Genomic DNA, 21,934 nt, shown 5'->3' with positions numbered 1-21,934 from the left:
TTAAAACGGTAATAACAACCTGATTATAAAGACTAAAAAAGCCATATTTATAATACAAATAAGCCCTCGTGATGAGGGCTTATTATACTGGGCTACATTATGAATACTGCGGTAGTAAATGCGCCATTGCCAATAAGTGACAAGCACCTGTCACTATGCCAAATAACACCACAAGCATGATTAGTGGTGTCCCACCGAACACTCTAAAACCTGTGCTGTTAGGGAATAACTGCCGTGATTTATAGGCCATTAGTGCCGGAACAATTACCGCCCAAATGGTTGCAGCTAATGCCGCAAAACCAATCGCCACTAAAAAACCATCGGGGAACAGTAAACCTAAGATAGTGGGTGGCACAAAGGTCACTAATGCGGTTTTCATGCGGCCCGTACGCGAATCATCAAAGCTAAATAAATCAGCAAGATAATCAAATAAGCCTAATGTAACTCCGAGGAAAGATGAAGCCACGGCTAAGTTGGCAAACAGTGACAACATACTATTCAACCAGCTACTCGCCATCACCTTAGACAAAGCGCCGACCAGCACACCCATATTGCCGCCTTGGGCAATAATATCAATAAACTGGCTGCGGGGAATATTGCCCATAGTCGCCACTAACCAACAGCTATAAATCACCAGCGCGATAAAGGTACCGACGAAGATTGCCTTGATAATGGTGGAGGAGTCTTTGCCGTAATACTTCACTAAGCTGGGAACATTACCGTGGTAGCCAAAGCTGGCAAGGCCAAAGGGTAAAGCCGCCCACAAATATGGCGAAAAGCTATTATTACCATCGGGTTCGAGCAACTTAGTCACGTCGATTTCGATCAGTAAATTGCCGATAGCGAGAAAGAAAGTGATGATCATGCCACCGAGCATAATCGTGGTAATCCGATCCACCGCCTTAGTGCTAATTAACACTATGCACGCTAAAACGATGGCAAACACCAGCCCAGCAACACTTTGCGGTAACTCAACGCCCATGCCATGTAAGCTATGATTTACAATCGAACCACCGCCACTAATGTAGGCATAAGTTAAAATATACAAGACAAAGGCAATGGAAACTCCATTAACAATTCGCCAAAATTGCCCTAAAGTTTGCTTACTTAAGGTATCAAAACTAGCGCCGGGTTCGAAATGTAAATTAGTTTCGAGTAACAATAAACCCGACATCAACATACAAAACCAAATACCTAATAACATTAAAATCGAATAACCAAACCACATACCCGCACCCACCACGGGCAGAGAAAACATCCCAGCGCCAACGGTCGTACCAGCAATAATCATTGCTCCACCGAGCAGGGACTTACCAGCGGGCTTATTTTTAACCGCATTCATATGGTTTGCCATTAAACAATGTGCTCCGCAGTGACACTGGCCACTATGGTTTGCCTCACTGAGGGGCGTAACAAGCTGTTAGCCTGATCCCGTATGCGATTAATATTCGACTTGTCTTCGCTATCAGCCAGATACCCCAATGCCTTTAGCTTAACGCTCAATGTGCCATAAAGTTTTTTATCGTAAAACTCAGGCGCTGTAATACCATGCAATGCCCCTAAACGCTGGGCGAGCAGATGACTCTCAGATTCAAGCTCTGAGCGCTCCATCTTAGGTCTATTGGCTAACAAGTTGAAAATAATGGCGTAGCGCTGCAAAGTCTCACTCACTGAACTGGCTAACAATAATAGTTGGCTAGTGTGCTCAGGCACGACAGTTAAGGTATCGGTCTCGACCACTAACCCTTGTTCAATGAAGAAATCCAGCACTTGATTAACATAAGCTGGTACATCTTTAATCCCCATAAAAAGCTCAGCTTTTAGCAGAGGATAAAAATCAGCAACGATTGATACCACTTGCTGACGCGGGATATGATCACTATGCGTTAAACAACTCGCAATTAATGACGGCACAACAAATAAGTGAATGATATTATTACGATAGTAAGTCATGGATACTGCCTGACTTGCTTCAATAGAAACAATTTCACCTAATGGGTCGGCACACACAACAAACTTATTCAGATCTAAACCTTGTTGCACTAACAGCTTGCCATCGCCTTCAACAACCGAAGTATAAGCAGTGTAAGGCACTTTCTTGAGAAGGGTCAGATACAGATCAAGCTGACGCTCCAGCAGGCTGCGCTGTAAGGCATTTTGATCTGTAGCCAGTAACACTAAGCTTGTTAATGTGACCGAACTCGCCGCTGCTGCATCGTTGATATGAGTCATCACCCGATTAGCTAGTACGTTTACCGCTGGTGTTAACCAAGTTGGTTTTTGCTCTGGATCATCAGCAAGCTCAGTACGCCAGTTAGGTGCACGTTCATTTAAGAAGTTTTGCAAGGTAATCGGCTCACCAAAGTTCACATAGCCTTGACCAAAATTACCGAGTTTGCGAATAGCACCAAATACCTGCCACACAGATTCTTTTTTCTTTTTCTTACCACTTAATTCTTTGTGGTAAGTCGCCACTTCCATCACATGGTCATAACCCAAATATACAGGCACTAACGTTACAGGACGCTCGATACCACGTAGTACGCTATTCATTGTCATGGCAATCATGCCGGTTTTGGGTGCCAATAAACGCCCCGTGCGTGAGCGGCCGCCTTCGGAGAAGTATTCTACCGAATAACCTTTAGCAAACAGTTGGTCTAAATATTCACGAAATACAGCGGTATAAAGCTTATTGCCATTAAAGCTACGACGAATAAAGAAGGCACCACCACGGCGGAACATAGGTCCAGCGGGCCAGAAGTTAAGGTTTATACCTGCGGCAATGTGCGGCGGCACCATACCTTGATAATATAAAATATAAGATAGCAGTAAGTAATCCATGTGGCTGCGATGGCAAGGCACATAGACAATCTCATGACCATCGTGGTGCAACTGGCGAACTTGCTCAGCACCTTTAATATTGATCCCACTATAAAGCTTGTTCCACAGCCAAGTTAAGAAGCGTTCGGCAATACGCACTAAACTATCGGAGTAATCAGCAGCTATTTCATCGAGATACTCAATAGCTGTCTCGCGCGCTTGCGTCTCAGAAATCTTTTTATTGGCCGCTTCTTCTTGAATCGCTTTACGTATTGATTCCGATTTTAATAACGAATGAAATAACGCTTGGCGATTAGGCAACACAGGTCCGGTCATCACTTTACGTTGGCGACGGAAATGCACCCGTGCTACTCGCGCTAACTTATGCGCAATCCCCATATCTGTGCCATGTTCGTCAGCCATATAACGCAGCGATACCGCATTAGAAAACTGTACGAAGTTATGTCGGCCTAAAAATAAAATCATCAGACACTTGCGTAGCCAAGTCGGGTTTTCCCGTTCAAATACGGCCGCCTTCATTGTGTCATCTTCTTTCCCTGGCGTTCGCCCCCAATACAAGCTGACAGGCACCAGTTGAATATCGAGCTCAGGATCTTGTTTATGTACGGCTAATAAGCGCATAAAACATTCGAGAAAAGGTTCGTTACCAGTGCGCTCACCAAACAATGGCTTACGCCCTTGAAGACAAACGACCCGCGGTGCAACAACACCGTTAGCAACTAGCGGCTCATAAGGGCTAGGTAGCCCGAGTTTAGCCGTTATTTCACTCAGAGCAGCAATGTCACTGAGTGATTCTGTTTTCATCACATAAGCAAGAGGTCTGGAGGCATCCAGATTCAGATCGGCAAAGGGATCCTGAGGCACCACAATAGTGTGCACTAAGTGTTTTTGGATCCAACGTAATGATTTTAACCAAAGAGAGTCATGTTTAGGCATTATTCTTATGCAATTAAGTACGTTCACTAGCCGGATAGAATACCAGACTATAGGGAATATTCGCTAATTCTCTCCGATATGGTTAAAAAATGGTTAATACTTGCACTGCAAACAATACTGTATATACTAACAGTAACTGTATAGAAAAACAGGAAAGACCATGAGACCTTTGACGCCACGCCAAGCTGAAATTTTAGAGTTAATTAAACGAAACATTGCCGATACTGGCATGCCACCTACTCGGGCAGAAATTGCTACTCGTTTAGGTTTTAAGAGTGCTAATGCGGCTGAAGAACATCTAAAAGCGTTGGCGAAAAAAGGCTGTATCGAGATTATACCTGGTACCTCACGAGGTATTCGTCTCACCGCTGAAGTCGAAGACTTAACTGAAACCGGCTTACCTCTTATAGGCCAAGTTGCTGCGGGCGAGCCTATTCTCGCCCAAGAACACGTAGAACAGTATTACCAGATCGACCCAAACATGTTCCATCCTACTGCCAACTTTTTACTACGAGTTAAAGGCGACAGTATGAAAAATATCGGTATTCTCGAAGGAGATTTACTGGCAGTTCATAAAGTACAACAAGCTAGAAATGGTCAAGTGGTTGTCGCTAGAGTCGACGACGATGTCACGGTTAAACGTTTCGAAAAAAAAGGTAATGTGGTCTATCTGCACGCCGAAAATGAAGACTACTCCCCAATAAAAGTGGATTTAGGCTTTCAAAGTTTAACAATTGAAGGACTCGCCGTCGGTGTGATCCGTAATGGAGATTGGCTATGAACAAACTACTTGGCAATGCCCCGCGTCATCCAGGCTTATGGCGCGATGAAGTTCGCGCTGCCGATTATGATTGGCAACACACGCCTATCGCCTGTATGCCCACAAAAACTCAAGGCCGCCAAGAACTCATTCACCTGAGCGCCCAACTCGCCCAACTAAGTCAGCAGGGCCGTTGGCTAGTGCTTATCAACCCACCCAGCATTGGCTATAAACAAATGCTCGCCAGCGCGGGGGTGCGTATGGATAGAGTATTACTCGTACACGCTAAAGATGATGTCGAAACATTGTGGGCGATGGAAAAGGCGCTAACGAGTGGAACGTCTAGTGCAGTGATTACTTGGACCCAATCATTAGATGCCCGCGATAATCGCCGCCTACAGATTGTGGCCAAAAGTGCTCGGGCTATGGGTATAGTGCTGGAAGATGTAAACAATCACTTACCTAACGATCTACACATTGAGCAAGGACGGCTCCTAGGTCAGCCATCTTTTTTTAGTGCAATACATTAAAATATTTATTTAATTTTTTAGCTTAAAAGCCGCCTCGCCTATGAATGTGAGGCTTTTTTTTGGCAATTTTTCATATAATTAGCTTAATTGGTGATCTTGATCAATATTTAAACAGCAAGTATGGTTGATTCAGTCGACGGTGATATAGCGTTGCCCTTGGCAAATCAATTGAACCGTTATTATTAGAAATAGAGAACAGATGTATTTCAGTCGTATGTGTAAACGTGGCTAATACCAGCAGTAACAATACTTAATTGGAAGTAACAGCCGCCAACACACATTGAAGTCAAAACAGCTTTTTTGGGAACTGAAGAGTTTGCATAGAGTTAAGACTTACTGTGTTGCTCTTCTTTGTAGTTGCTATTCGCAATTGGCAGAGGAGAAGTCTTGTGAAGCAATTGTTGTATTGTTTACTCGTGGTGTTATTCGCACCATCGTTGGCCGCCGCGGACATGCGGTTCAACATGACCCCTGGCGTGACCGAGATCAGTGGCAAGGTTTATCACTTGCACATGACTATCTTGTATATCTGCTGCGCAATTGGCCTTGTGGTCTTTAGCGTGATGATTTATGCCATCATCAATCACAGAAAATCTAAAGGCGCAGTCGCGTCTCACTTTCACGAAAGCACTAAAGTCGAAGTTGCTTGGACCGTACTACCCTTCATCATTTTGATCTTAATGGCGATTCCGGCAACAAAGACTTTAATTGCAATGGAAGACCCCAGCGACGCCGATCTGACAGTTAAAGTGACCGGTTCCCAGTGGAAATGGCATTACAGCTATTTTGATCAAGACATTGATTTTTACAGCATACTCGCAACCCCTAGAGCACAAATCGACGGTACAGAAGCCAAAGGTGAACACTACCTATTGGAAGTCGATAAACCGCTCGTCTTACCGATAAACCGCAAAATTCGCTTCTTGATGACATCTGAAGATGTGATCCATTCATGGTGGGTACCTGCTTTTGCTGTGAAAAAAGACGCTAACCCTGGATTTATTAATGAGTCTTGGACTCGCATAGACAAACCCGGTATTTACCGCGGTCAATGTGCCGAACTCTGCGGTAAAGATCATGGTTTTATGCCCATCGTAGTACAAGCCCTATCCGAAGCTGATTTTGAAGCATGGGTGACAGAGCAAAAGCAAGCGGCAGGCGCAGCAGCCGCAGCAGCAACAGCGGCGTTATCACAAACACTCAGTAAAGATGAGCTAATAACCCAAGGTGAGAAAGTTTACTTAGGACACTGCGCAGCCTGCCACCAACCTAATGGTGAAGGGCTACAAGGTGTATTCCCACACCTCAAAGGCAGCCCAATAGCCACTGGACCACTCAGCGGACACCTTGAAATCGTGCTCAACGGCAAAACAGGGACAGCTATGCAAGCTTTTAGTAAGCAATTATCTGCGCAAGAAATTGCCGCCGTAATTACCTACGAGCGTAATGCTTGGGGCAATAATACTGGCGATGCGGTACAAGCCAAAGACGTCAACGAGCACATGAACGGCAAGGTTGGTACGCCAGCATCTGCCGATACGGCACCTGCCAGTGCAACACCAAATCCGACTTCGATACCACAACCCGCAGCAGTCGATCCCGCAAGCCTGCCGACACTCAGTCATGACACCCTTATGGCCGAAGGTAAAACTGTTTACGCCACAATTTGTGCTGCTTGTCATCAATTGACGGGAATAGGAGTGCCACCCGCCTTTCCCGCACTTGCTGGCAGCGTTATTGCCACTGGGCCAGTTGCCAATCACATCGATATTGTGATGCACGGCAAAACAGGTACTGCTATGCAGGCATTTGGCAAACAACTTAGCCCACAGCAACTGGCTGCAGTCATTACTTATGAGCGTAATACTTGGGGCAACAATACCGGCGATACAGTGCAACCTGCTGATATCGCAAGCCATGGACAGTAGGGGATTATGATGAGCACAACGACTCAAGATCAAAACATAACCCATGATGACCACCATCATGATGCGCCAAAAGGCATCATGCGCTGGCTGTTAACCACCAACCACAAAGACATAGGCACTTTGTATTTATGGTTCAGCTTCATCATGTTTTTAACCGGTGGCGCTATGGCCATGGTAATCCGCGCTGAGCTATTTCAGCCCGGTTTACAATTAGTTGAACCCAATTTTTTCAACCAAATGACGACTGTTCATGGGTTGATTATGGTATTTGGCGCTGTAATGCCAGCTTTTACTGGGTTGGCGAACTGGCTGATCCCCATGATGATCGGTGCGCCAGACATGGCGTTACCTCGGATGAATAACTGGAGTTTTTGGATCTTACCCTTCGCTTTTACTATCTTGCTCAGCTCACTATTTATGGAAGGCGGCGGGCCTAACTTTGGTTGGACCTTCTACGCACCATTATCGACCACCTATAGCCCAGACAGTACAGCTCTATTTGTATTTTCCATCCATATCATGGGAATAAGCTCCATTATGGGCGCGATTAACGTGATTGTGACCATAGTAAACTTACGAGCTCCCGGTATGACATGGATGAAGCTACCCATGTTTGTCTGGACTTGGCTTATCACCGCATTTTTACTAATAGCGGTTATGCCAGTGCTCGCAGGTGCAGTGACTATGGTGCTAACCGATAAGTTTTTTGGTACAAGTTTTTTCGAGGCTGCAGGCGGCGGCGATCCAGTAATGTTTCAGCATATTTTCTGGTTCTTCGGCCACCCTGAAGTCTACATCATGATTTTGCCATCTTTTGGCATCATCTCCGCTATTGTTCCCGCCTTCAGTCGCAAGCCATTATTTGGTTACTCATCAATGGTTTATGCGACTGCCAGCATTGCTATTCTGTCATTCCTTGTGTGGGCACACCATATGTTCACCACAGGTATGCCTGTCTTTGCCGAATTATTCTTCATGTATTGCACTATGCTGATTTCGGTACCAACAGGTGTAAAGGTATTTAACTGGGTCGCGACTATGTGGCGCGGTTCACTCAGTTTTGAAACGCCAATGCTATTCGCTGTGGCCTTTATCGTGCTCTTCACTATTGGGGGTTTTTCGGGATTAATGCTGGCTATTACGCCAGCGGATTTCCAATACCACGATACTTATTTTGTGGTGGCACATTTTCATTATGTGTTAGTCACAGGGGCCATTTTCTCCATCATGGCAGCTGCCTATTATTGGCTACCTAAGTGGACCGGGCACATGTACAACGAGCGACTAGGACAATGGCATTTCTGGTGTTCGGTAATTTCAGTCAACGTACTGTTTTTCCCAATGCATTTCCTTGGACTTGCGGGTATGCCCAGACGTATTCCTGATTACTCAATTCAATTTGCCGATGTAAATCAAATCGTATCAATTGGTGGGTTTGCCTTCGGTTTATCGCAATTGATTTTCTTAGTATTAGTCATCAAGTGTATCCGTGGCGGCGAAAAAGCTCCTGCTAAACCTTGGGAAGGTTCTGAAGGTCTAGAATGGACATTACCAAGCCCAGCACCTTATCACTCATTCACCACACCACCTGAGGTGAAATGAAATGACGAACCACCACCAGCCAGATAAGCCCAAGTCAAACCACAAGCTGATCAGCATGCTCGTCATGGGTTGTATCGGTATGTTTGGCTTTGGTTTTGCGCTGGTGCCGCTATACGATGTGCTATGTGACAAGCTTGGAATTAACGGCAAAACGGCTAATACCGCCAGTAGTTATCAAGCGATAACCGTCGACACTAGCCGTATTGTCACAGTGGAATTTATCTCCCAAGTGCAAACGGGTATGCCATGGAAATTTGAGCCGCAAACCAAGCGACTTGAAGTTCACCCTGGCGAACTCATACACACAGTATTTTTGGCGCGCAATGTGTCAGACAGAGCCACGGTCGGTCAGGCAATACCTTCGGTATCACCTGGCCAAGGTGCTGCGTACTTTAATAAAACAGAATGTTTTTGTTTTAATCAACAGCACTTAGCGGCTTCAACAAGCGCGGAGTTGCCACTCATTTTCTTTGTGGATCCTCAGTTACCTGAATCAATCCACACTCTGACCCTCTCTTACACACTCTACGACATTACCGACAAGCAGTTAGCGTCAGCCATAGAGCAAGGAGCTGCAAAATGACTATAAAACATGAAAATTACTATGTTCCTGCCCAAAGCGTCTGGCCCATTATTGGTGCTATAGGATTGTTTTTAATTGCCTTTGGCGCAGGACACTTTGTCCATCAGTTAAAATCTGGTGCATCCGGTGGCGGCTATATATTACTCGCAGGCATTGCCGTTATCGTATTTATGCTAGTGGGTTGGTTTAGAACCGTGATCAACGAATCAATGACAGGGCTCTACTCCCACCAAATGGACCGTTCTTTTCGCCAAGGCATGAGCTGGTTTATTTTTTCAGAAATCATGTTTTTTGGTGCATTTTTTGGTGCACTATTTTATGCCCGTATGGTTGCAGTACCTTGGCTCGGCGGTGCCTCCAATAATGCAATGACCCATGAAGTACTATGGCCACATTTTGAAGCCGTTTGGCCACTGCTCACCACACCCGATGGCACTAAAACCGAAGCGATGCCATGGAGCGGCCTCCCCTTAATTAACACCATAGTGCTGCTTACCTCCTCCATCACCCTGCACTTTGCTCAGGTAAGTCTTGAAAAGGGTAAACGCTCAGCTATTAAATTATGGCTGGGGATCACCATACTCTTGGGGATGAGTTTCCTTGCCTTACAAGTCCAAGAGTATATGCACGCTTATCATGAAATGGGGCTCACACTAACGTCTGGAGTTTACGGTAATACCTTTTTCCTATTAACAGGCTTTCACGGTATGCACGTAACGCTCGGGACTCTCTTTTTATTGGTATTGTTTTTCAGAGTGTTAAAGGGTCACTTTAGCGCAGATAAACATTTTGCTTTCCAAGCGGGGAGTTGGTATTGGCACTTTGTAGACGTAGTTTGGTTATGTTTATTTATGTTCGTTTACGTGTTGTAAACATAAACCCTAACGAGGTGTGGGATGAGTGCTGATGAGCCCTGTGCTTAATGCGACTAACAGCAATAAGATAACCAACACAGAAAATATTATTCGGCGACCAAGGTAACGACTCATCGGCACTTGAGTATCGCCTTTCACCATAATAAATAGGGCTCTGGCCAAATTAAAAATGATAAACAGCAATAGCAGAACTAAGACTAACTTAAAAATGAACAGGGCATTCATACAATATCCTTATGTTCTGCTGAATAAATTAACGCTTTTTTTACTGATATTGACTGTGGCGGTATTTATTATTTTGGTCAAGTTAGGATTATGGCAGTTAGCGCGAGGCGAGGAAAAAACTGCGCTTTTAGCTCAAATGGAAGCTAGGCAATCTTTACCAGCATTAAGTTTTGAGCAACTCCAGCATAAAATAAACAAGGAATTGTTAACAGGTTATCGGCTACAAATACATGCCAGCCCTGCCAGCTCGCAGATCTGGCTACTGGATAATCAAATCTATCAAGGTCAAGTCGGATATTTAGCCTTTCAACCTCTCCAAGTCGAAGTTAACCAACCTTGGCTGCTGGTTGAATTAGGTTTTATCACCGCCAGTTCCCACCGCGATGAATTACCTCACATCCCCCCACTGAGTGGTGAATTAAATATCGAAGGCCGGCTTTATCAAAAACACATTAATCCATTAAGTCAGTCACTCATGGCTGAAACAGGGGCAAGTGTTCGTTTTCAAAATCTCAATATGCCCGAAATAGCCAAAATGCTTGGTCACCCTCTGCTACCTGCGGTGTTACAACCTGATGAGTTAGCATCTATCGATTTACCACATCCTTGGCAGCCCTTTCCGCTGTCGGCACAAAAACATTGGGGTTATGCATTGCAATGGTTTTCGATGGCAGCCGTCTTTGCAGGGCTTATGCTGTGGCAGGGAATTAAATATATAAAGCGCTACCGCGGCAAAAAATAACAAAATCAATAAGCAAAGAGGAAAATCCAGACCATACTTACAATGATAAAAAAACTTAATAATAAAAAACAATAAATTAGGGATAATTTGAATGAGAGGAGCAAGCATGAACTCCCAGAATAAATCTAAACACAAGGCATTAGGACTGTTATTGCTGGCATTTATCGCGCCCGTGGTCATCGCCAAGTTAGTACTGAGCCTCAATTTATACCATGGCGGTGCCACTAATCATGGTGAATTAATTAGTCCGGAAACCAACTATGCCAACCTTGGGGTTGAGAATCCCCAGCCCAAAGAATGGCAACTGCTGTATTTATTACCCGCCCACTGTGATGAGGCTTGTCGCGAACGCTTATATATTTTACGTCAAAGTCATACTGCACTCGGGCCAGATCAGGCGCGAGTCGAGCCGCTTATTCTGCTTAATTCCGATAGCGATCTTAGTGCCTTAAAAGACTTTAATTTCAACACTCAGCCTATCAATACAGCCTTAAGCCAGTGGCTAGATGAACAACAGCTAATCATAGTCGATCCCTTAGGCAGTTTAGTGTTGCGCTATCCACAAGTGCTGGGCAAAGAGGCCAATTTGGCTCAAGGTAAGGCACTAATTGCCGATCTGCGCAAGTTGCTAAAACTATCGAGGGTAGATTGATGCAACTCACTTGGCTGCTACGCTTAACCTTAGTTTTTACCTTATTAGTGATTTTAATGGGCGCCTACACTCGCCTATCAGATGCGGGGCTAGGTTGCCCTGACTGGCCAGGATGCTACGGCCATATCAAAGTCCCCACACGAGACCATGAAATCGCCCATGCACAAAACATATTCCCAGATCATGATATCCACCCAGAGAAAGCCTGGTTGGAGATGATCCACAGATACATCGCCGGCGGACTGGGCTTACTGGTGTTATGCATCTTAGTGTTATGTTTAAAAACGCCAGCAGCACCGAAAAAGCTGCCATTGATTATATTATTACTGATCCTCTTTCAAGCCGCTCTCGGCATGTGGACAGTGACGATGAAACTGATGCCCATAGTAGTAATGTCGCATCTCATTGGTGGTTTTGGCTTAATCTCACTGCTGTTACTCCTCTATCTACGCACCCGCCCAAGGCGTATTTTTAATAGCGAAACCTATGCCAAAAACTTAGCACCGCTTGCACTGCTGAGCCTATTTGTCCTTGTTGGTCAAATCATGTTAGGCGCCTGGACATCATCTAACTATGCAGCGCTCGCCTGTACCTCTTTACCTATTTGTGAAGGTAACTGGGTAGATAATTTGACTATAGTAGAAGCCTTTTCACCGTTCCAAGGTGAACATCATAGTTTTGAATTTGGGGTGCTCGATTACCCTGCACGTATGACTATCCATATTGCCCACAGAATTGGCGCTATCGTTACCGCCAGCTTACTACTCGTCCTCGCCTACCGATTATTTGTTGGCGCTACGGGGCTTAGAGCCTTAAGCCTATTATTAGTGGGGCTAGTAATCCTACAAGTGAGCTTAGGTATTTCTAACGTAGTCATGCATTTACCACTTGGCATTGCCGTGTCTCACAACGGCGGAGCTGCACTGTTGCTGCTGACCTTAGTCGCCATCAACTATTTTTTATGGCGTAAAGCATAAGTTCTTATAGCGTAAGACATAAGCGAGGGATCCAAGATGGCAAAACCACTCTCAATCACCAGTAGCCTGCCAACTTTTAGCACGACATGGCGCGCCTATTTTGAAATGACTAAACCAAAAGTGGTCGCACTCATGCTACTCACAGTGTTAGTCGGCATGTGCCTGGCAGTGCCCCATGCGGTGCCCGTTCAACCTTTACTTGTAGGTATGCTTGGCATTGCCATGATGGCCGGCTCGGCAGCGGCATTGAATCATCTGATCGATCGCCGTATCGATGGTTTAATGGCGCGAACTTACAATCGCCCACTGCCAAAAGGACGTATTTCAGCCACACGCGCCCTGATCTTCGCCGCCAGCATAGGTAGCTCTGGTTTTATCATTTTATATTTATGGGTTAATCCACTCACAGCTTGGTTAACATTTGCCAGCCTGATTGGCTACGCCTTGGTTTACACCGCCTATTTAAAACGTGCTACATCGCAAAATATCGTGATCGGCGGTCTTGCAGGTGCTATGCCACCATTATTGGGATGGACAGCCGTCACTAACGAATTGCACGGCCATGCATTATTGCTTGTGATCATTATTTTTACGTGGACGCCGCCACACTTTTGGGCATTGGCCATTCACAGACGCACCGAATATGCCAAAGTAGATATTCCTATGTTACCGGTTACCCACGGGGTCGAATTTACCAAAACCTGTATCTTGCTTTATACAGTATTATTAGCGGTTGCTTGCCTGCTACCCGTGCTGGTTGGTATGTGTGGACCAGTCTACTTTGTATGCTCTAGCTTGCTCAGTACGGGATTTATCTATAAGGCGTGGCAACTTAAATATCGAGACCATGATGGCTTGGCAATGCAGGTGTTTCGCTTTTCTATCTACCATTTAATGTTGTTATTTATGGCATTACTACTTGACCATTATTTGTGGTTCTAGTTTGTAGCACTAACGAGTATTTATGGAGCTTACTTTATGCAAAAAAGAATTTTAGTTGGCGCCATTTTATTGATTGGCCTTGGCGGCCTATTGGCGGTGAAATTTAACTCGCCTAAACCGCTCGAATTAGAGAGTGGTTTGTTATTTCCACAGGCATACGAAATAGCGCCTTTTGAATTAGTTGATCAGCACAAACAGCCTTTTACCAACGCTAACTTACAAGATAAATGGAGCTTATTTTTTATCGGCTTTACGTTTTGCCCCGATGTGTGCCCGACGACCTTAAATAAACTCGCAGCAGCTTATCCTGAACTCAATCAAATAGCGCCATTACAAGTGGTATTTTTATCCGTAGATCCCAAACGGGATACACCGGATAAACTGCTGACCTATGTCAATTTTTTTAATCCAGAATTTAAAGCTGTGACAGGCGAACACACACAATTATTTCCCCTCACCCGCAGCTTAGGGCTAGCTTATGCCATGATCGGTGAGGGAGAGAACTACCAAGTTGACCACAGCGCAGGCTATGTATTGGTGTCACCCCAGGGAACACGAGTCGCAGTATTCAAACCTACGGCAACATTGGGGAAACCACCACAGGTCGTTAATGATGAAATGATTAGCGATTTTAGAAAAATAGTGTCGCAATACAAACCTAGCCGTTAATCACTCTTTGACCCAAGAGCCATCGTCCCTTGGCCTCACCCAAGGCTGAGAAAACCAATAGTAACCATTGCGCGCCTTACTTGGCGCAGTGCAGTTGTAACGCGAACGCCCCGCAGGTAAGGCTAAATCCGCTTGAATACTAAACTTATTTTCACTTAACCAAGTCGGTTTTTTTGAACCTTGGCCTTGGATATAACACATCACTTGTTTGGCAGAGATATCACTCATATCGAGTGTGACGTTAAGCTCTGGGCGCCAACGGCCGCCCGTTAACTCTGGATCGCTAGGACTTTGTGCTATCACAGGCATATTTAAACTGTATAACTTGGCCTTAAGGCTTTTTAAATCTGCATATTGCCCTGCAACCGGAAAGCGTGGCAGTGCGGTTAAGGGTGAATAAGGGCCAGCAGCACCAGACTGTTGTCCAAAAGCGACAAAGCCGTTATCTGTTAACATGTCCTGCAAAGCTTGATTATACTCACCGTAGGGATAGGCCAGCATTTTAAAATTATGCCCTGTCGCATCCAAAATGGCTTTTTCTGTATCCAAAATATTGGTTTTTATGCGTGCTATCCACTGTGCCTGTGATTCATTACTTAACTTACGGATCAAATGTTCATGAGCCCAACTGTGATTAGCGATATCCGCGCCTTCCTTCGCTAACTTAACCAATTCATCCCAGCTCATCATCTCGGTAAACTTTTGTTTAATCGGCTCAATTGCCACAAACAAGGTGTAGGGAAATCCAAATTCCTTTAGGATAGGATGCGCAGTTGTAGCTATGCTGCGATAACCATCATCGAAGGTAATCGCGACTGTTTTTGCAGGTAAATCTTGTTTTTGCTTTATCGCTTCAACCACTTGAGACAGCGGGATCACCTTAAAGCCATCGTCAACGAGAAACTGCATTTGCTCACGAAATTGTGCAGGTGTAACGCTGGTCGCCGCCGGAGTGGTTTCTGACACATGGTGATATTGCAAAATAACCACCCCGTGGGCCGAAAAAGTGATTAGCCCGATGAGTGCCAACAGCGCACGTTTAACCATAATGTGAATACCTCTAAAATTAATGAATACGACTAAATCAACTTGGTATGACCTAATGCTTAACGGCGCGAAAAATCGTCAATTACTGGCGCTCGCGTTGCCGATGATACTCTCCAACATCACTATTCCACTTTTGGGCTTAGTCGATACGGCTGTTATAGGTCATCTGAGTGAAGCCTATTATTTAGGCGGAGTCGCTGTTGGGTCAACAATTATCACATTAATCATTTGGTTATTGGGATTTTTGCGTATGGCAACCACGGGCTTAGTCGCACAAGCATTTGGCGCTGACGATCTGCCCGCCCAGCATAAGCTCTTAGTCCAAGGCGCTATGCTGGCGCTATTATTGGGTGTTGGTGTTATCGCGATGCAAGTCCCGATACTCAATTTAGCACTAGGGTTATCCGAAGCGAGTAGTGAGGTTGAGCGATATTGCCGCGAATATTTTCAGGTAAGAATTTGGTCAACGCCCTTCGCCTTGCTCAATTTGGTGATGTTAGGCTGGCTATTAGGGCGACAACAGCCCAAAGCCGCTATGTGGCAACTTATCTTAGCTAACCTTGCCAATATTATTCTCGATGTCATATTCGTACTCGGTTTAGGCTGGGGCGTAAAAGGCGCAGCACTCGCCTCAGTATTTGCCGATATGACCGCCTTCTCCGTCGCGCTGACTATGGTGTTACAACAACTTAAGCGCGCAACCGATTTTCACTTATCCCAGTTACTTCCCCATATTACATTTACCGGTTATGGCAAATTACTGAGGCTAAATACCGATATTTTTATCCGCAGCCTGTGCCTGCAGACAGCCTTTGCCTTTATGACATTTCATGGTGCTGGTTTAGGCGATAATACCGTTGCCGCCAATGCCGTATTACTGAATTTATTGTTGTTAATTTCTTATGCTCTGGATGGTATTGCCTATTACGCTGAGGCAGAAGTCGGCCGAGCCTACGGACAAAAGCAAGCTAAGCAATTAAGGGAGGCGGTGATCTTAGCGTGGTGCTGGTCCGCGATTACGGCTCTAGGATTTTGTGCCTTTTTCGGCCTTTTTGGTAGCAATATTATCGCATTATTAACCAGCATTAATGAGGTCAGAACTACAGCACAGGCCTATCTTATCTGGCTAATATTCTTACCTTTATGGTCCTTTAGTTCTTATTTATTCGATGGTGTTTATATTGGTGCAGCTAAAGGAAAAGTAATGCGTAACAGCATGATACTTGCTACCTTCGGCGCATTTTTCCCCACTTGGTATTTACTGCAGCAGCTATTATCACCAGAGCAAGGTAACCATGCACTCTGGGCTGCCATTAGCGCCTTTATGATCGTGAGAAGTTTAACGCTTGCTGGGCACTATTATTTCAGCAAAAATTTCTTGGCTTAAACTAATACGGCTCGTACACAACCCTATTCGTGCCACAAAATAATTTACGAACGTAAAACTAAAAACGCGACCCAAAGGTCGCGTTCTTTATTAAAATCAGCAAATAAGATTAAGCGTAAGAATGCTCGCCATGCTGATGATCGGTCACATCACGTACACCCGTTAATTCACCTGGGAACATGTCTAACAGTTGTTTTTCGATACCATCCTTTAAGGTGATATCAACTTGAGAACAACCGTTACATCCACCGCCGAACTGCAATATTGCAACGCCTTCGGTCGTGATTTCAACCAACATAATATTGCCACCGTGACTTGCCAACTGAGGGTTAATCTCAGATTGGATCACATATTCAATACGCTCAACTAAAGGTGCATCACCAGACACTTTACGCATTTTAGCATTGGGGGCTTTAAGCGTAAGTTGAGAACCTAATTGATCCGTCACAAAGTCAATGGTGGCATCTTCAAGGAAAGGCGCGCTTTTTTCATCAACCATAGCTTTGAAACCTGTAAACTCGATTTCAATATCATCACTTTCAACAGCATCTGGAGGACAGTAAGACACACCACACTCAGCTTGCGAGGTTCCTGGACTGATCACAAATACGCGAATATGAGTGCCTTCAGGTTGATCTGCTAACAACTTAACAAAATGGGCTTGAGCCGTATCGGAAATAGTAATCATGAAACCTGCTCCGTCAGGGGATACCTGAGTGTTTTAGTAAGAATTAGCCGTATGATACTCCGACTCACCTTTGCTTTGTAGTCCCTTGGGTAGCAAGTTTATGGATTTTTTGCCATAACGATCACGCTTTAACGCTACTATGTCGCGGGCTCGAGCGGCATGTCTTGGATAAGTTAAAAATAAATAATTATTATAAAACAAATGTTTAATATGATTTTTACGGGAGCTTATAACTCGCCAACTCACTCACTATCAAGCTCATCTAGCAAGCCCGGCGCCTCAGCTCGTGCCAAACACCACACTTGAACATCAACGTAATGCACCTCAAATAAGCGCGCAATTTCAGAAACTGTAGTCCCAGTGGTAACCACATCATCAACCAGTGCAACACGTTGGAAGGCAAAATCATCTGCCAAAATGAAAGCATCGTGTAAATTGCGCCGCCGCTGTGCCCCCGAAAGCCCAGCTTGCGGTCGAGTATCTTGTCTGCGCGTTAATCCTTCGTCAATCAACGGCAACTGCAAGAGTTGCGATAACTCATGGGCAATTAACCATGCTTGATTAAATCCCCGTTGTTGCAGACGTTTAGGATGTAAAGGTACGGGTATTATGGCTTGGGGAAGCGTGATTAATCCTTGTTGTTCTAATGCTTTAATACGCGTGACTAAAGCACGACATAACACAGGTAAAGCGGCAAGCTGGCCTTGATACTTTATCGCGCCAACCCAAGTGCCTAAACCTTGATGATAACTACAAGGCGCAATCACTTTACGCGGCTGGCGTTTTTGGCATTCACCACAATAATCGGCCTCAATTTGCATCGACTTACCGCAGCCTAAACAAATCGGCCCGCGATATAGGCCAGAATGCAGACAAATAGCACAAATGCCGCTCTCGGGAAGTGATATCGATTGGTGGCACAGCAAGCAACGGTTAGGTAAACTGCTCGCTAGCCAAGTAGTACCGAGTTGATATCCTACACGCATTTTCCGCAAAGCGGCTTGCAGCCAAATCCTTTTGACAACGTGCGACATATATTCACCTAATCGATTTTTGAGGCACTCAAATGAGCCAAATGACATCCAACAATTCAGCTAATTTGCATATTGAAATAATAGGCCAAGGGCCTGATCTGGTCATGCTTCATGGTTGGGGCGTAAATAGTGCAGTATTTACACCCTTACACCAGTCACTGTCTCAGTATAGAGTGCACTATGTCGACTTGCCGGGCTTTGGCCATAGTCAGCAAATAGAAGGTGGGCTATCCACTTGGGTTGATGCTCTAGTGACAGCATTACCAGAACACGCCATTTGGGCAGGTTGGTCGCTCGGTGGGCTTGTTGCTACTCAAGCAGCGCTCAGTTATCCACAAAAAATCAAAGGCTTGATTACTATTGCCTCTTCACCCTGCTTTATGGCGAAAGAAGATGAAGCTTGGCCAGGCATCCCACCCCAAGTGCTTAATCAGTTTAGTGAACAACTTGGGCAAAATTTACCGCGCACGATAGAACGATTTCTGGCAATTCAAGCTATGGGCAGCGAAACGGCTAAAGAGGATATCAAACAGCTGCGCGATCTTGTGCTCGCACGCCCTTTACCGACTGTCACAGCGTTATCACAGGGTTTAAGTATGCTGACTGACATTGACTTAAGATCGCAACTTACAGAGCTACAGTTGCCTTGGCTTAGAATCTGGGGACGACTTGATGGACTTGTGCCTAAACGCGTGCAACCTAAAATGCCAATGGCAAGCCACATTGAAGATGCTATGTTAGCCAAAGCCTCCCATGCGCCGTTTATTTCCCATCAACAAGCGTTTTTGCAGATATTTATGCCTTGGTTAGCATTACAGACACGCTAAAGCTTTATCTTTGAGCGATTAATGGCTAGTATTTAACCATTAATGCAGTGAGGAATTTTCCATGTTAGTTGTCAGTAACTACCCCCAAGTTCCACTCGCGACCAGTAATGTCGCAACGGACTCGGCTCGGGTCGACAACCAACTGAAACCTGTGGTCATTCCACCACAAGCAGCAACTAAAGGTCACGAAGAACGTGCCTTTAATCCGCAAAATGAACGCACAGCAGATCATACTCAGCAACAAACCAAAACACTTGAGAGCAATCAGCAGCAAGTTCAAGAAAAACAGCAGCAGCAACAGCAATCCTCGCAGCAACAAAACCAACAACAGCAAGAGAAAAAAGCGACCCTTTTGGTGGCCGAGCGGATTTTACCTAAAACGCTAAAAATAGCAGTAAAAGGCCAAGCGGCGTTACAACGTAAGGATATACGCTTAAAAGTCAGCCAAGGCGCAGTAAGTGATATGGGCAATAGTGCTAAAGCAAACACAGTAAGTAATGCTGCACGACCATCTATCCAAAGCGAGCCAAATCATTTTTATCAACAACTCGGGCAACGCATTAGCCTGTTCTACGAACGGCAAACACGACCAGAACAAGAACCCGCTTTGTCGACATCGATTTAATCTCTTTATTAGTATCAATAAAAAATGCCGCTAAATAGCGGCATTTTTATTCTGTTGAATGTTTATTTCGGTAAGCGATATAGCTCTTGCTGATAGGCTAAACTGCCCCACAATGCCCAACTTAATGCTTTCTTTTCTAAGGCTTTTGCCGCTGGAGCATAAGGCGTCAATTTCTTAGTTTTGATATTATATTGGAAACCTTGAGCAGCTTTTTCTGGCTGAAGAATCACTACGTCACTACCTTCCATTAGGGCAAAGTTTTTATCATATTGCATTAATGCGCGGCCAGGCCAATCGTCACTAACTTGGGTTAAGTCACGGCCAAGCATAGGATAAGAGTCTGAAATACCTATCAATGATAGCAATGTTGGTGGTAAATCAATTTGACTGACAATACGCTGATCGCGCTTTGGCGCTAGATTATCCCCAAGGATTAAACCCGGAATACGAAAACGCGATATCGGTACCAGATCAGCACCAACAACCCGGCTGTCATGGTCAGCAACAATGATAAAAATCGTGTCTTTCCAGTAATCGGCATTTTTCGCTAACTTGAAGAACTCACCAATCGCATAGTCAGCATATTTTGCCGCATTATTGCGGGTTTGTTTAGGTTCTTCGTAAAGCTTAATACGATCATCTGGAAACTCGAATGGGTCGTGGTTGCTCGAGCTAAAAACTAAACTAAAGAAGGGTTTACCTTCGCTGTGCAAGCGTTCAAACTCACTATTAGCTTTACGCATTAAGTCTTCGTCAGATGCCCCCCACGAGCCGACAAAGGCCGGAGACTTGTAATCCTTTTGATCTATGATGTCACTAAAGCCATTACCCAAGAAAAAACTACGCATATTATCAAAATGACTCTCACCACCATAAATAAACTGGGTGGTATAACCATGATTTTTAAGTAGTTCGGCAATACTAAAAAAGCCAACTTGGCTCTTACCCAATTTGACCACCGAGCGAGCTGGCGTTGGTGTAAAACCTGTCGTCACGGCTTCGATACCGCGTACTGAGCGAGTTCCTGTGGCATACAAATTATCGAAATACCAACCCTCTTTAGATAAAGCGTCGATATTAGGAGTGAGGGGTAAACCGCCTAAACTCCCCACAAAACGCGCACCTAAACTCTCTTGCAATAGAATAACTAAATTCTTTGGCTTACCAGTATAACTAGCTTGATTAAAACTCAGCGAAGGTAAATCTGTTGAGGTAAATGCACTTTCAGGACGGCCACTTTCCTGGCGGATAGTAGCAATAATATCCTTATCCTCTAGATCGCCATAAACGTCTGATGCATCTTCTTCACTGCCCATCTGCTTGATTGCAAATACTAATGAATAAGCAGAGTTGATAACCAAAGAATTAACCAACGGATCATCGACAAATGCGACCATCGCAGGATTAATCGGCCTATGGCCTAACGTTGAGCGAGCACCTACGATCGTCAGAGCAATCACAAACAACGCCAACACAGGGCGCCAGTACCAACGTGGAAAGCGAAGATTTTTTGTGAGCTTACCGCTTAATACCCACCCAAGCCAGAGTGTGCCAATTGTTAACAATACCGAGAAAAAGAGTTCGAATTTACGACCCGCCCAGAACATAGATAACACTTCTTTCGGGTAGATAAGGTATTCGACATACAAGCGGTTCGGACGAATACCGTATTCTTCAATAAATGCAGGCGTTGATGCTTCCAAAAATAGAATGATCCACAGGCCAACAGTTAGCCATACTCGTAAAATAAACTGCCATAAACGGCCTACAACATGATCACCAGAAAATAGCGTGGTTCCTAACGCTGCGATACCCCATAACCAACACAAGGTTGCTATATCAACACGCAACCCTTGAATTAATAGGTGTGACCAACCATCAACTGCGGTGACGCGATCGGCCTGCCACAATCCCAAAGCAATACGGCTTAGGGTAGTAATGAAGATGACTAATAATGAAAAAATAAAGATGGCACGAAAAGGCCCATGGACCTTCTTCTGCCCACGAGAAAATAAACTTGCTTGCATGTGTTACCCCAAAACATATAAAAAGCCACTCTGCGTT

21 protein-coding genes are annotated in these 21,934 nt (G+C 44.8%); 14 read left to right on the top strand and 7 right to left on the bottom strand.

Features of this window, described 5'->3' with window-relative positions; translation table 11 throughout:
- Window positions 1–97: 97 nt before the first annotated feature.
- Window positions 98–1,354 carry a tryptophan permease gene (gene mtr / locus C9I43_RS17225; RefSeq protein ID WP_076497267.1) on the bottom strand — a complete coding sequence of 419 codons (1,257 nt, stop codon included), beginning with the start codon at window positions 1,352–1,354 and terminating at the stop codon, window positions 98–100.
- Entirely contained in the window at window positions 1,354–3,777 is a 2,424-nt protein-coding gene (gene plsB / locus C9I43_RS17220; protein WP_107884782.1) for a glycerol-3-phosphate 1-O-acyltransferase PlsB, read from the bottom strand. Before plsB ends, mtr begins: the two co-directional genes overlap by 1 nt.
- Before the next feature lie 160 nt (window positions 3,778–3,937).
- Between plsB and lexA the strand changes: the two genes are divergently transcribed.
- The 6 genes from lexA to C9I43_RS17190 all read left to right on the top strand — a co-directional run bounded on the left by lexA (window position 3,938) and on the right by C9I43_RS17190 (window position 10,052).
- Entirely contained in the window at window positions 3,938–4,558 is a 621-nt protein-coding gene (lexA, locus tag C9I43_RS17215; RefSeq protein ID WP_076497269.1) for a transcriptional repressor LexA, read from the top strand.
- Window positions 4,555–5,067 (top strand): cell division inhibitor SulA, encoded by a 513-nt coding sequence (locus C9I43_RS17210; RefSeq protein WP_076497270.1) that lies wholly within the window; start codon window positions 4,555–4,557, stop codon window positions 5,065–5,067. The genes lexA and C9I43_RS17210 overlap by 4 nt, the downstream gene beginning before the upstream one ends.
- A gap of 389 nt (window positions 5,068–5,456) precedes the next feature.
- Complete coding sequence (gene coxB / locus C9I43_RS17205) at window positions 5,457–6,995, top strand: cytochrome c oxidase subunit II (protein ID WP_076497271.1); 1,539 nt, start codon at window positions 5,457–5,459, stop codon at window positions 6,993–6,995.
- Between the two features lie 9 nt (window positions 6,996–7,004).
- A complete protein-coding gene (gene ctaD, locus C9I43_RS17200; RefSeq protein ID WP_107884780.1) occupies window positions 7,005–8,597 on the top strand; it encodes a cytochrome c oxidase subunit I in 1,593 nt (530 codons plus the stop codon).
- Window position 8,598: 1 nt separating this feature from the next.
- Window positions 8,599–9,180 carry a cytochrome c oxidase assembly protein gene (locus C9I43_RS17195; protein ID WP_107884778.1) on the top strand — a complete coding sequence of 194 codons (582 nt, stop codon included), beginning with the start codon at window positions 8,599–8,601 and terminating at the stop codon, window positions 9,178–9,180.
- Window positions 9,177–10,052, top strand: a complete 876-nt coding sequence (locus tag C9I43_RS17190; RefSeq protein ID WP_107884776.1) for a cytochrome c oxidase subunit 3 — start codon at window positions 9,177–9,179, stop codon at window positions 10,050–10,052. The genes C9I43_RS17195 and C9I43_RS17190 overlap by 4 nt, the downstream gene beginning before the upstream one ends.
- A 9-nt stretch (window positions 10,053–10,061) precedes the next feature.
- On the opposite strand, the gene C9I43_RS17185 is transcribed toward C9I43_RS17190, so the two are convergent.
- A complete protein-coding gene (locus tag C9I43_RS17185) occupies window positions 10,062–10,280 on the bottom strand; it encodes a DUF2909 family protein (RefSeq protein ID WP_076497275.1) in 219 nt (72 codons plus the stop codon).
- Here C9I43_RS17185 and C9I43_RS17180 point away from each other — a divergent pair.
- From C9I43_RS17180 to C9I43_RS17160, 5 genes are all read left to right on the top strand, one after another.
- Entirely contained in the window at window positions 10,279–11,022 is a 744-nt protein-coding gene (locus C9I43_RS17180; RefSeq protein WP_107885207.1) for an SURF1 family protein, read from the top strand. The genes C9I43_RS17185 and C9I43_RS17180 overlap by 2 nt on opposite strands.
- A 106-nt stretch (window positions 11,023–11,128) precedes the next feature.
- The gene (locus tag C9I43_RS17175) at window positions 11,129–11,674 is read left to right on the top strand and encodes a redox-active disulfide-containing membrane protein (RefSeq protein WP_107884774.1); all 546 of its coding nucleotides are present in this window, start codon (window positions 11,129–11,131) and stop codon (window positions 11,672–11,674) included.
- Entirely contained in the window at window positions 11,674–12,651 is a 978-nt protein-coding gene (locus C9I43_RS17170; protein ID WP_107884772.1) for a COX15/CtaA family protein, read from the top strand. Before C9I43_RS17175 ends, C9I43_RS17170 begins: the two co-directional genes overlap by 1 nt.
- 36 nt (window positions 12,652–12,687) lie before the next feature.
- Window positions 12,688–13,593 (top strand): heme o synthase, encoded by a 906-nt coding sequence (gene cyoE, locus C9I43_RS17165; RefSeq protein ID WP_107884770.1) that lies wholly within the window; start codon window positions 12,688–12,690, stop codon window positions 13,591–13,593.
- Between the two features lie 36 nt (window positions 13,594–13,629).
- Entirely contained in the window at window positions 13,630–14,262 is a 633-nt protein-coding gene (locus C9I43_RS17160) for an SCO family protein (RefSeq protein WP_107884768.1), read from the top strand.
- Here the strand turns inward: C9I43_RS17160 and C9I43_RS17155 are convergent, their stop codons facing one another.
- Complete coding sequence (locus C9I43_RS17155; protein WP_107884765.1) at window positions 14,263–15,309, bottom strand: polysaccharide deacetylase family protein; 1,047 nt, start codon at window positions 15,307–15,309, stop codon at window positions 14,263–14,265.
- A gap of 22 nt (window positions 15,310–15,331) precedes the next feature.
- Between C9I43_RS17155 and C9I43_RS17150 the strand changes: the two genes are divergently transcribed.
- Window positions 15,332–16,696: an MATE family efflux transporter gene (locus tag C9I43_RS17150; RefSeq protein ID WP_107884763.1), complete on the top strand. Its 1,365-nt coding sequence runs from the start codon at window positions 15,332–15,334 to the stop codon at window positions 16,694–16,696.
- Window positions 16,697–16,805: 109 nt separating this feature from the next.
- Here the strand turns inward: C9I43_RS17150 and nfuA are convergent, their stop codons facing one another.
- Together nfuA and C9I43_RS17140 are read right to left on the bottom strand one after the other, a co-directional pair.
- Entirely contained in the window at window positions 16,806–17,384 is a 579-nt protein-coding gene (gene nfuA / locus C9I43_RS17145; protein ID WP_076497282.1) for a Fe-S biogenesis protein NfuA, read from the bottom strand.
- A gap of 242 nt (window positions 17,385–17,626) precedes the next feature.
- The gene (locus C9I43_RS17140) at window positions 17,627–18,418 is read right to left on the bottom strand and encodes a ComFC family protein (RefSeq protein ID WP_107884761.1); all 792 of its coding nucleotides are present in this window, start codon (window positions 18,416–18,418) and stop codon (window positions 17,627–17,629) included.
- Between the two features lie 32 nt (window positions 18,419–18,450).
- Between C9I43_RS17140 and bioH the strand changes: the two genes are divergently transcribed.
- Together bioH and C9I43_RS17130 are read left to right on the top strand one after the other, a co-directional pair.
- Entirely contained in the window at window positions 18,451–19,245 is a 795-nt protein-coding gene (gene bioH / locus C9I43_RS17135; RefSeq protein ID WP_076497284.1) for a pimeloyl-ACP methyl ester esterase BioH, read from the top strand.
- 61 nt (window positions 19,246–19,306) lie between these two features.
- On the top strand, window positions 19,307–19,870 hold the full coding sequence (locus tag C9I43_RS17130) for a hypothetical protein (RefSeq protein WP_107884759.1): 564 nt from the start codon (window positions 19,307–19,309) through the stop codon (window positions 19,868–19,870).
- Between the two features lie 62 nt (window positions 19,871–19,932).
- On the opposite strand, the gene C9I43_RS17125 is transcribed toward C9I43_RS17130, so the two are convergent.
- Window positions 19,933–21,897 carry an LTA synthase family protein gene (locus C9I43_RS17125; protein WP_107884757.1) on the bottom strand — a complete coding sequence of 655 codons (1,965 nt, stop codon included), beginning with the start codon at window positions 21,895–21,897 and terminating at the stop codon, window positions 19,933–19,935.
- Window positions 21,898–21,934 lie beyond the last annotated feature (37 nt).

Source organism: Shewanella morhuae, assembly GCF_003028295.1.
GTDB classification, from domain to species: Bacteria; Pseudomonadota; Gammaproteobacteria; order Enterobacterales; family Shewanellaceae; genus Shewanella; species Shewanella morhuae.
Note: the sequence above shows the minus strand (reverse complement) of the source record. Positions and strands in the feature narration are given on the sequence as shown.

Coding starts and splice junctions, on each gene's coding strand:
- C9I43_RS17190 (WP_107884776.1), top strand. CDS start 9,177: ATGACTATAAAACATGAAAATTACTATGTTCCTGCCCAAAGCGTCTGG.
- C9I43_RS17140 (WP_107884761.1), bottom strand. CDS start 18,418: ATGTCGCACGTTGTCAAAAGGATTTGGCTGCAAGCCGCTTTGCGGAAA.
- lexA (WP_076497269.1), top strand. CDS start 3,938: ATGAGACCTTTGACGCCACGCCAAGCTGAAATTTTAGAGTTAATTAAA.
- C9I43_RS17175 (WP_107884774.1), top strand. CDS start 11,129: ATGAACTCCCAGAATAAATCTAAACACAAGGCATTAGGACTGTTATTG.
- C9I43_RS17170 (WP_107884772.1), top strand. CDS start 11,674: ATGCAACTCACTTGGCTGCTACGCTTAACCTTAGTTTTTACCTTATTA.
- C9I43_RS17160 (WP_107884768.1), top strand. CDS start 13,630: ATGCAAAAAAGAATTTTAGTTGGCGCCATTTTATTGATTGGCCTTGGC.
- C9I43_RS17195 (WP_107884778.1), top strand. CDS start 8,599: ATGACGAACCACCACCAGCCAGATAAGCCCAAGTCAAACCACAAGCTG.
- C9I43_RS17210 (WP_076497270.1), top strand. CDS start 4,555: ATGAACAAACTACTTGGCAATGCCCCGCGTCATCCAGGCTTATGGCGC.
- nfuA (WP_076497282.1), bottom strand. CDS start 17,384: ATGATTACTATTTCCGATACGGCTCAAGCCCATTTTGTTAAGTTGTTA.
- C9I43_RS17185 (WP_076497275.1), bottom strand. CDS start 10,280: ATGAATGCCCTGTTCATTTTTAAGTTAGTCTTAGTTCTGCTATTGCTG.
- mtr (WP_076497267.1), bottom strand. CDS start 1,354: ATGGCAAACCATATGAATGCGGTTAAAAATAAGCCCGCTGGTAAGTCC.
- plsB (WP_107884782.1), bottom strand. CDS start 3,777: ATGCCTAAACATGACTCTCTTTGGTTAAAATCATTACGTTGGATCCAA.
- bioH (WP_076497284.1), top strand. CDS start 18,451: ATGAGCCAAATGACATCCAACAATTCAGCTAATTTGCATATTGAAATA.
- C9I43_RS17150 (WP_107884763.1), top strand. CDS start 15,332: ATGAATACGACTAAATCAACTTGGTATGACCTAATGCTTAACGGCGCG.
- C9I43_RS17155 (WP_107884765.1), bottom strand. CDS start 15,309: ATGGTTAAACGTGCGCTGTTGGCACTCATCGGGCTAATCACTTTTTCG.
- cyoE (WP_107884770.1), top strand. CDS start 12,688: ATGGCAAAACCACTCTCAATCACCAGTAGCCTGCCAACTTTTAGCACG.
- ctaD (WP_107884780.1), top strand. CDS start 7,005: ATGAGCACAACGACTCAAGATCAAAACATAACCCATGATGACCACCAT.
- C9I43_RS17125 (WP_107884757.1), bottom strand. CDS start 21,897: ATGCAAGCAAGTTTATTTTCTCGTGGGCAGAAGAAGGTCCATGGGCCT.
- C9I43_RS17130 (WP_107884759.1), top strand. CDS start 19,307: ATGTTAGTTGTCAGTAACTACCCCCAAGTTCCACTCGCGACCAGTAAT.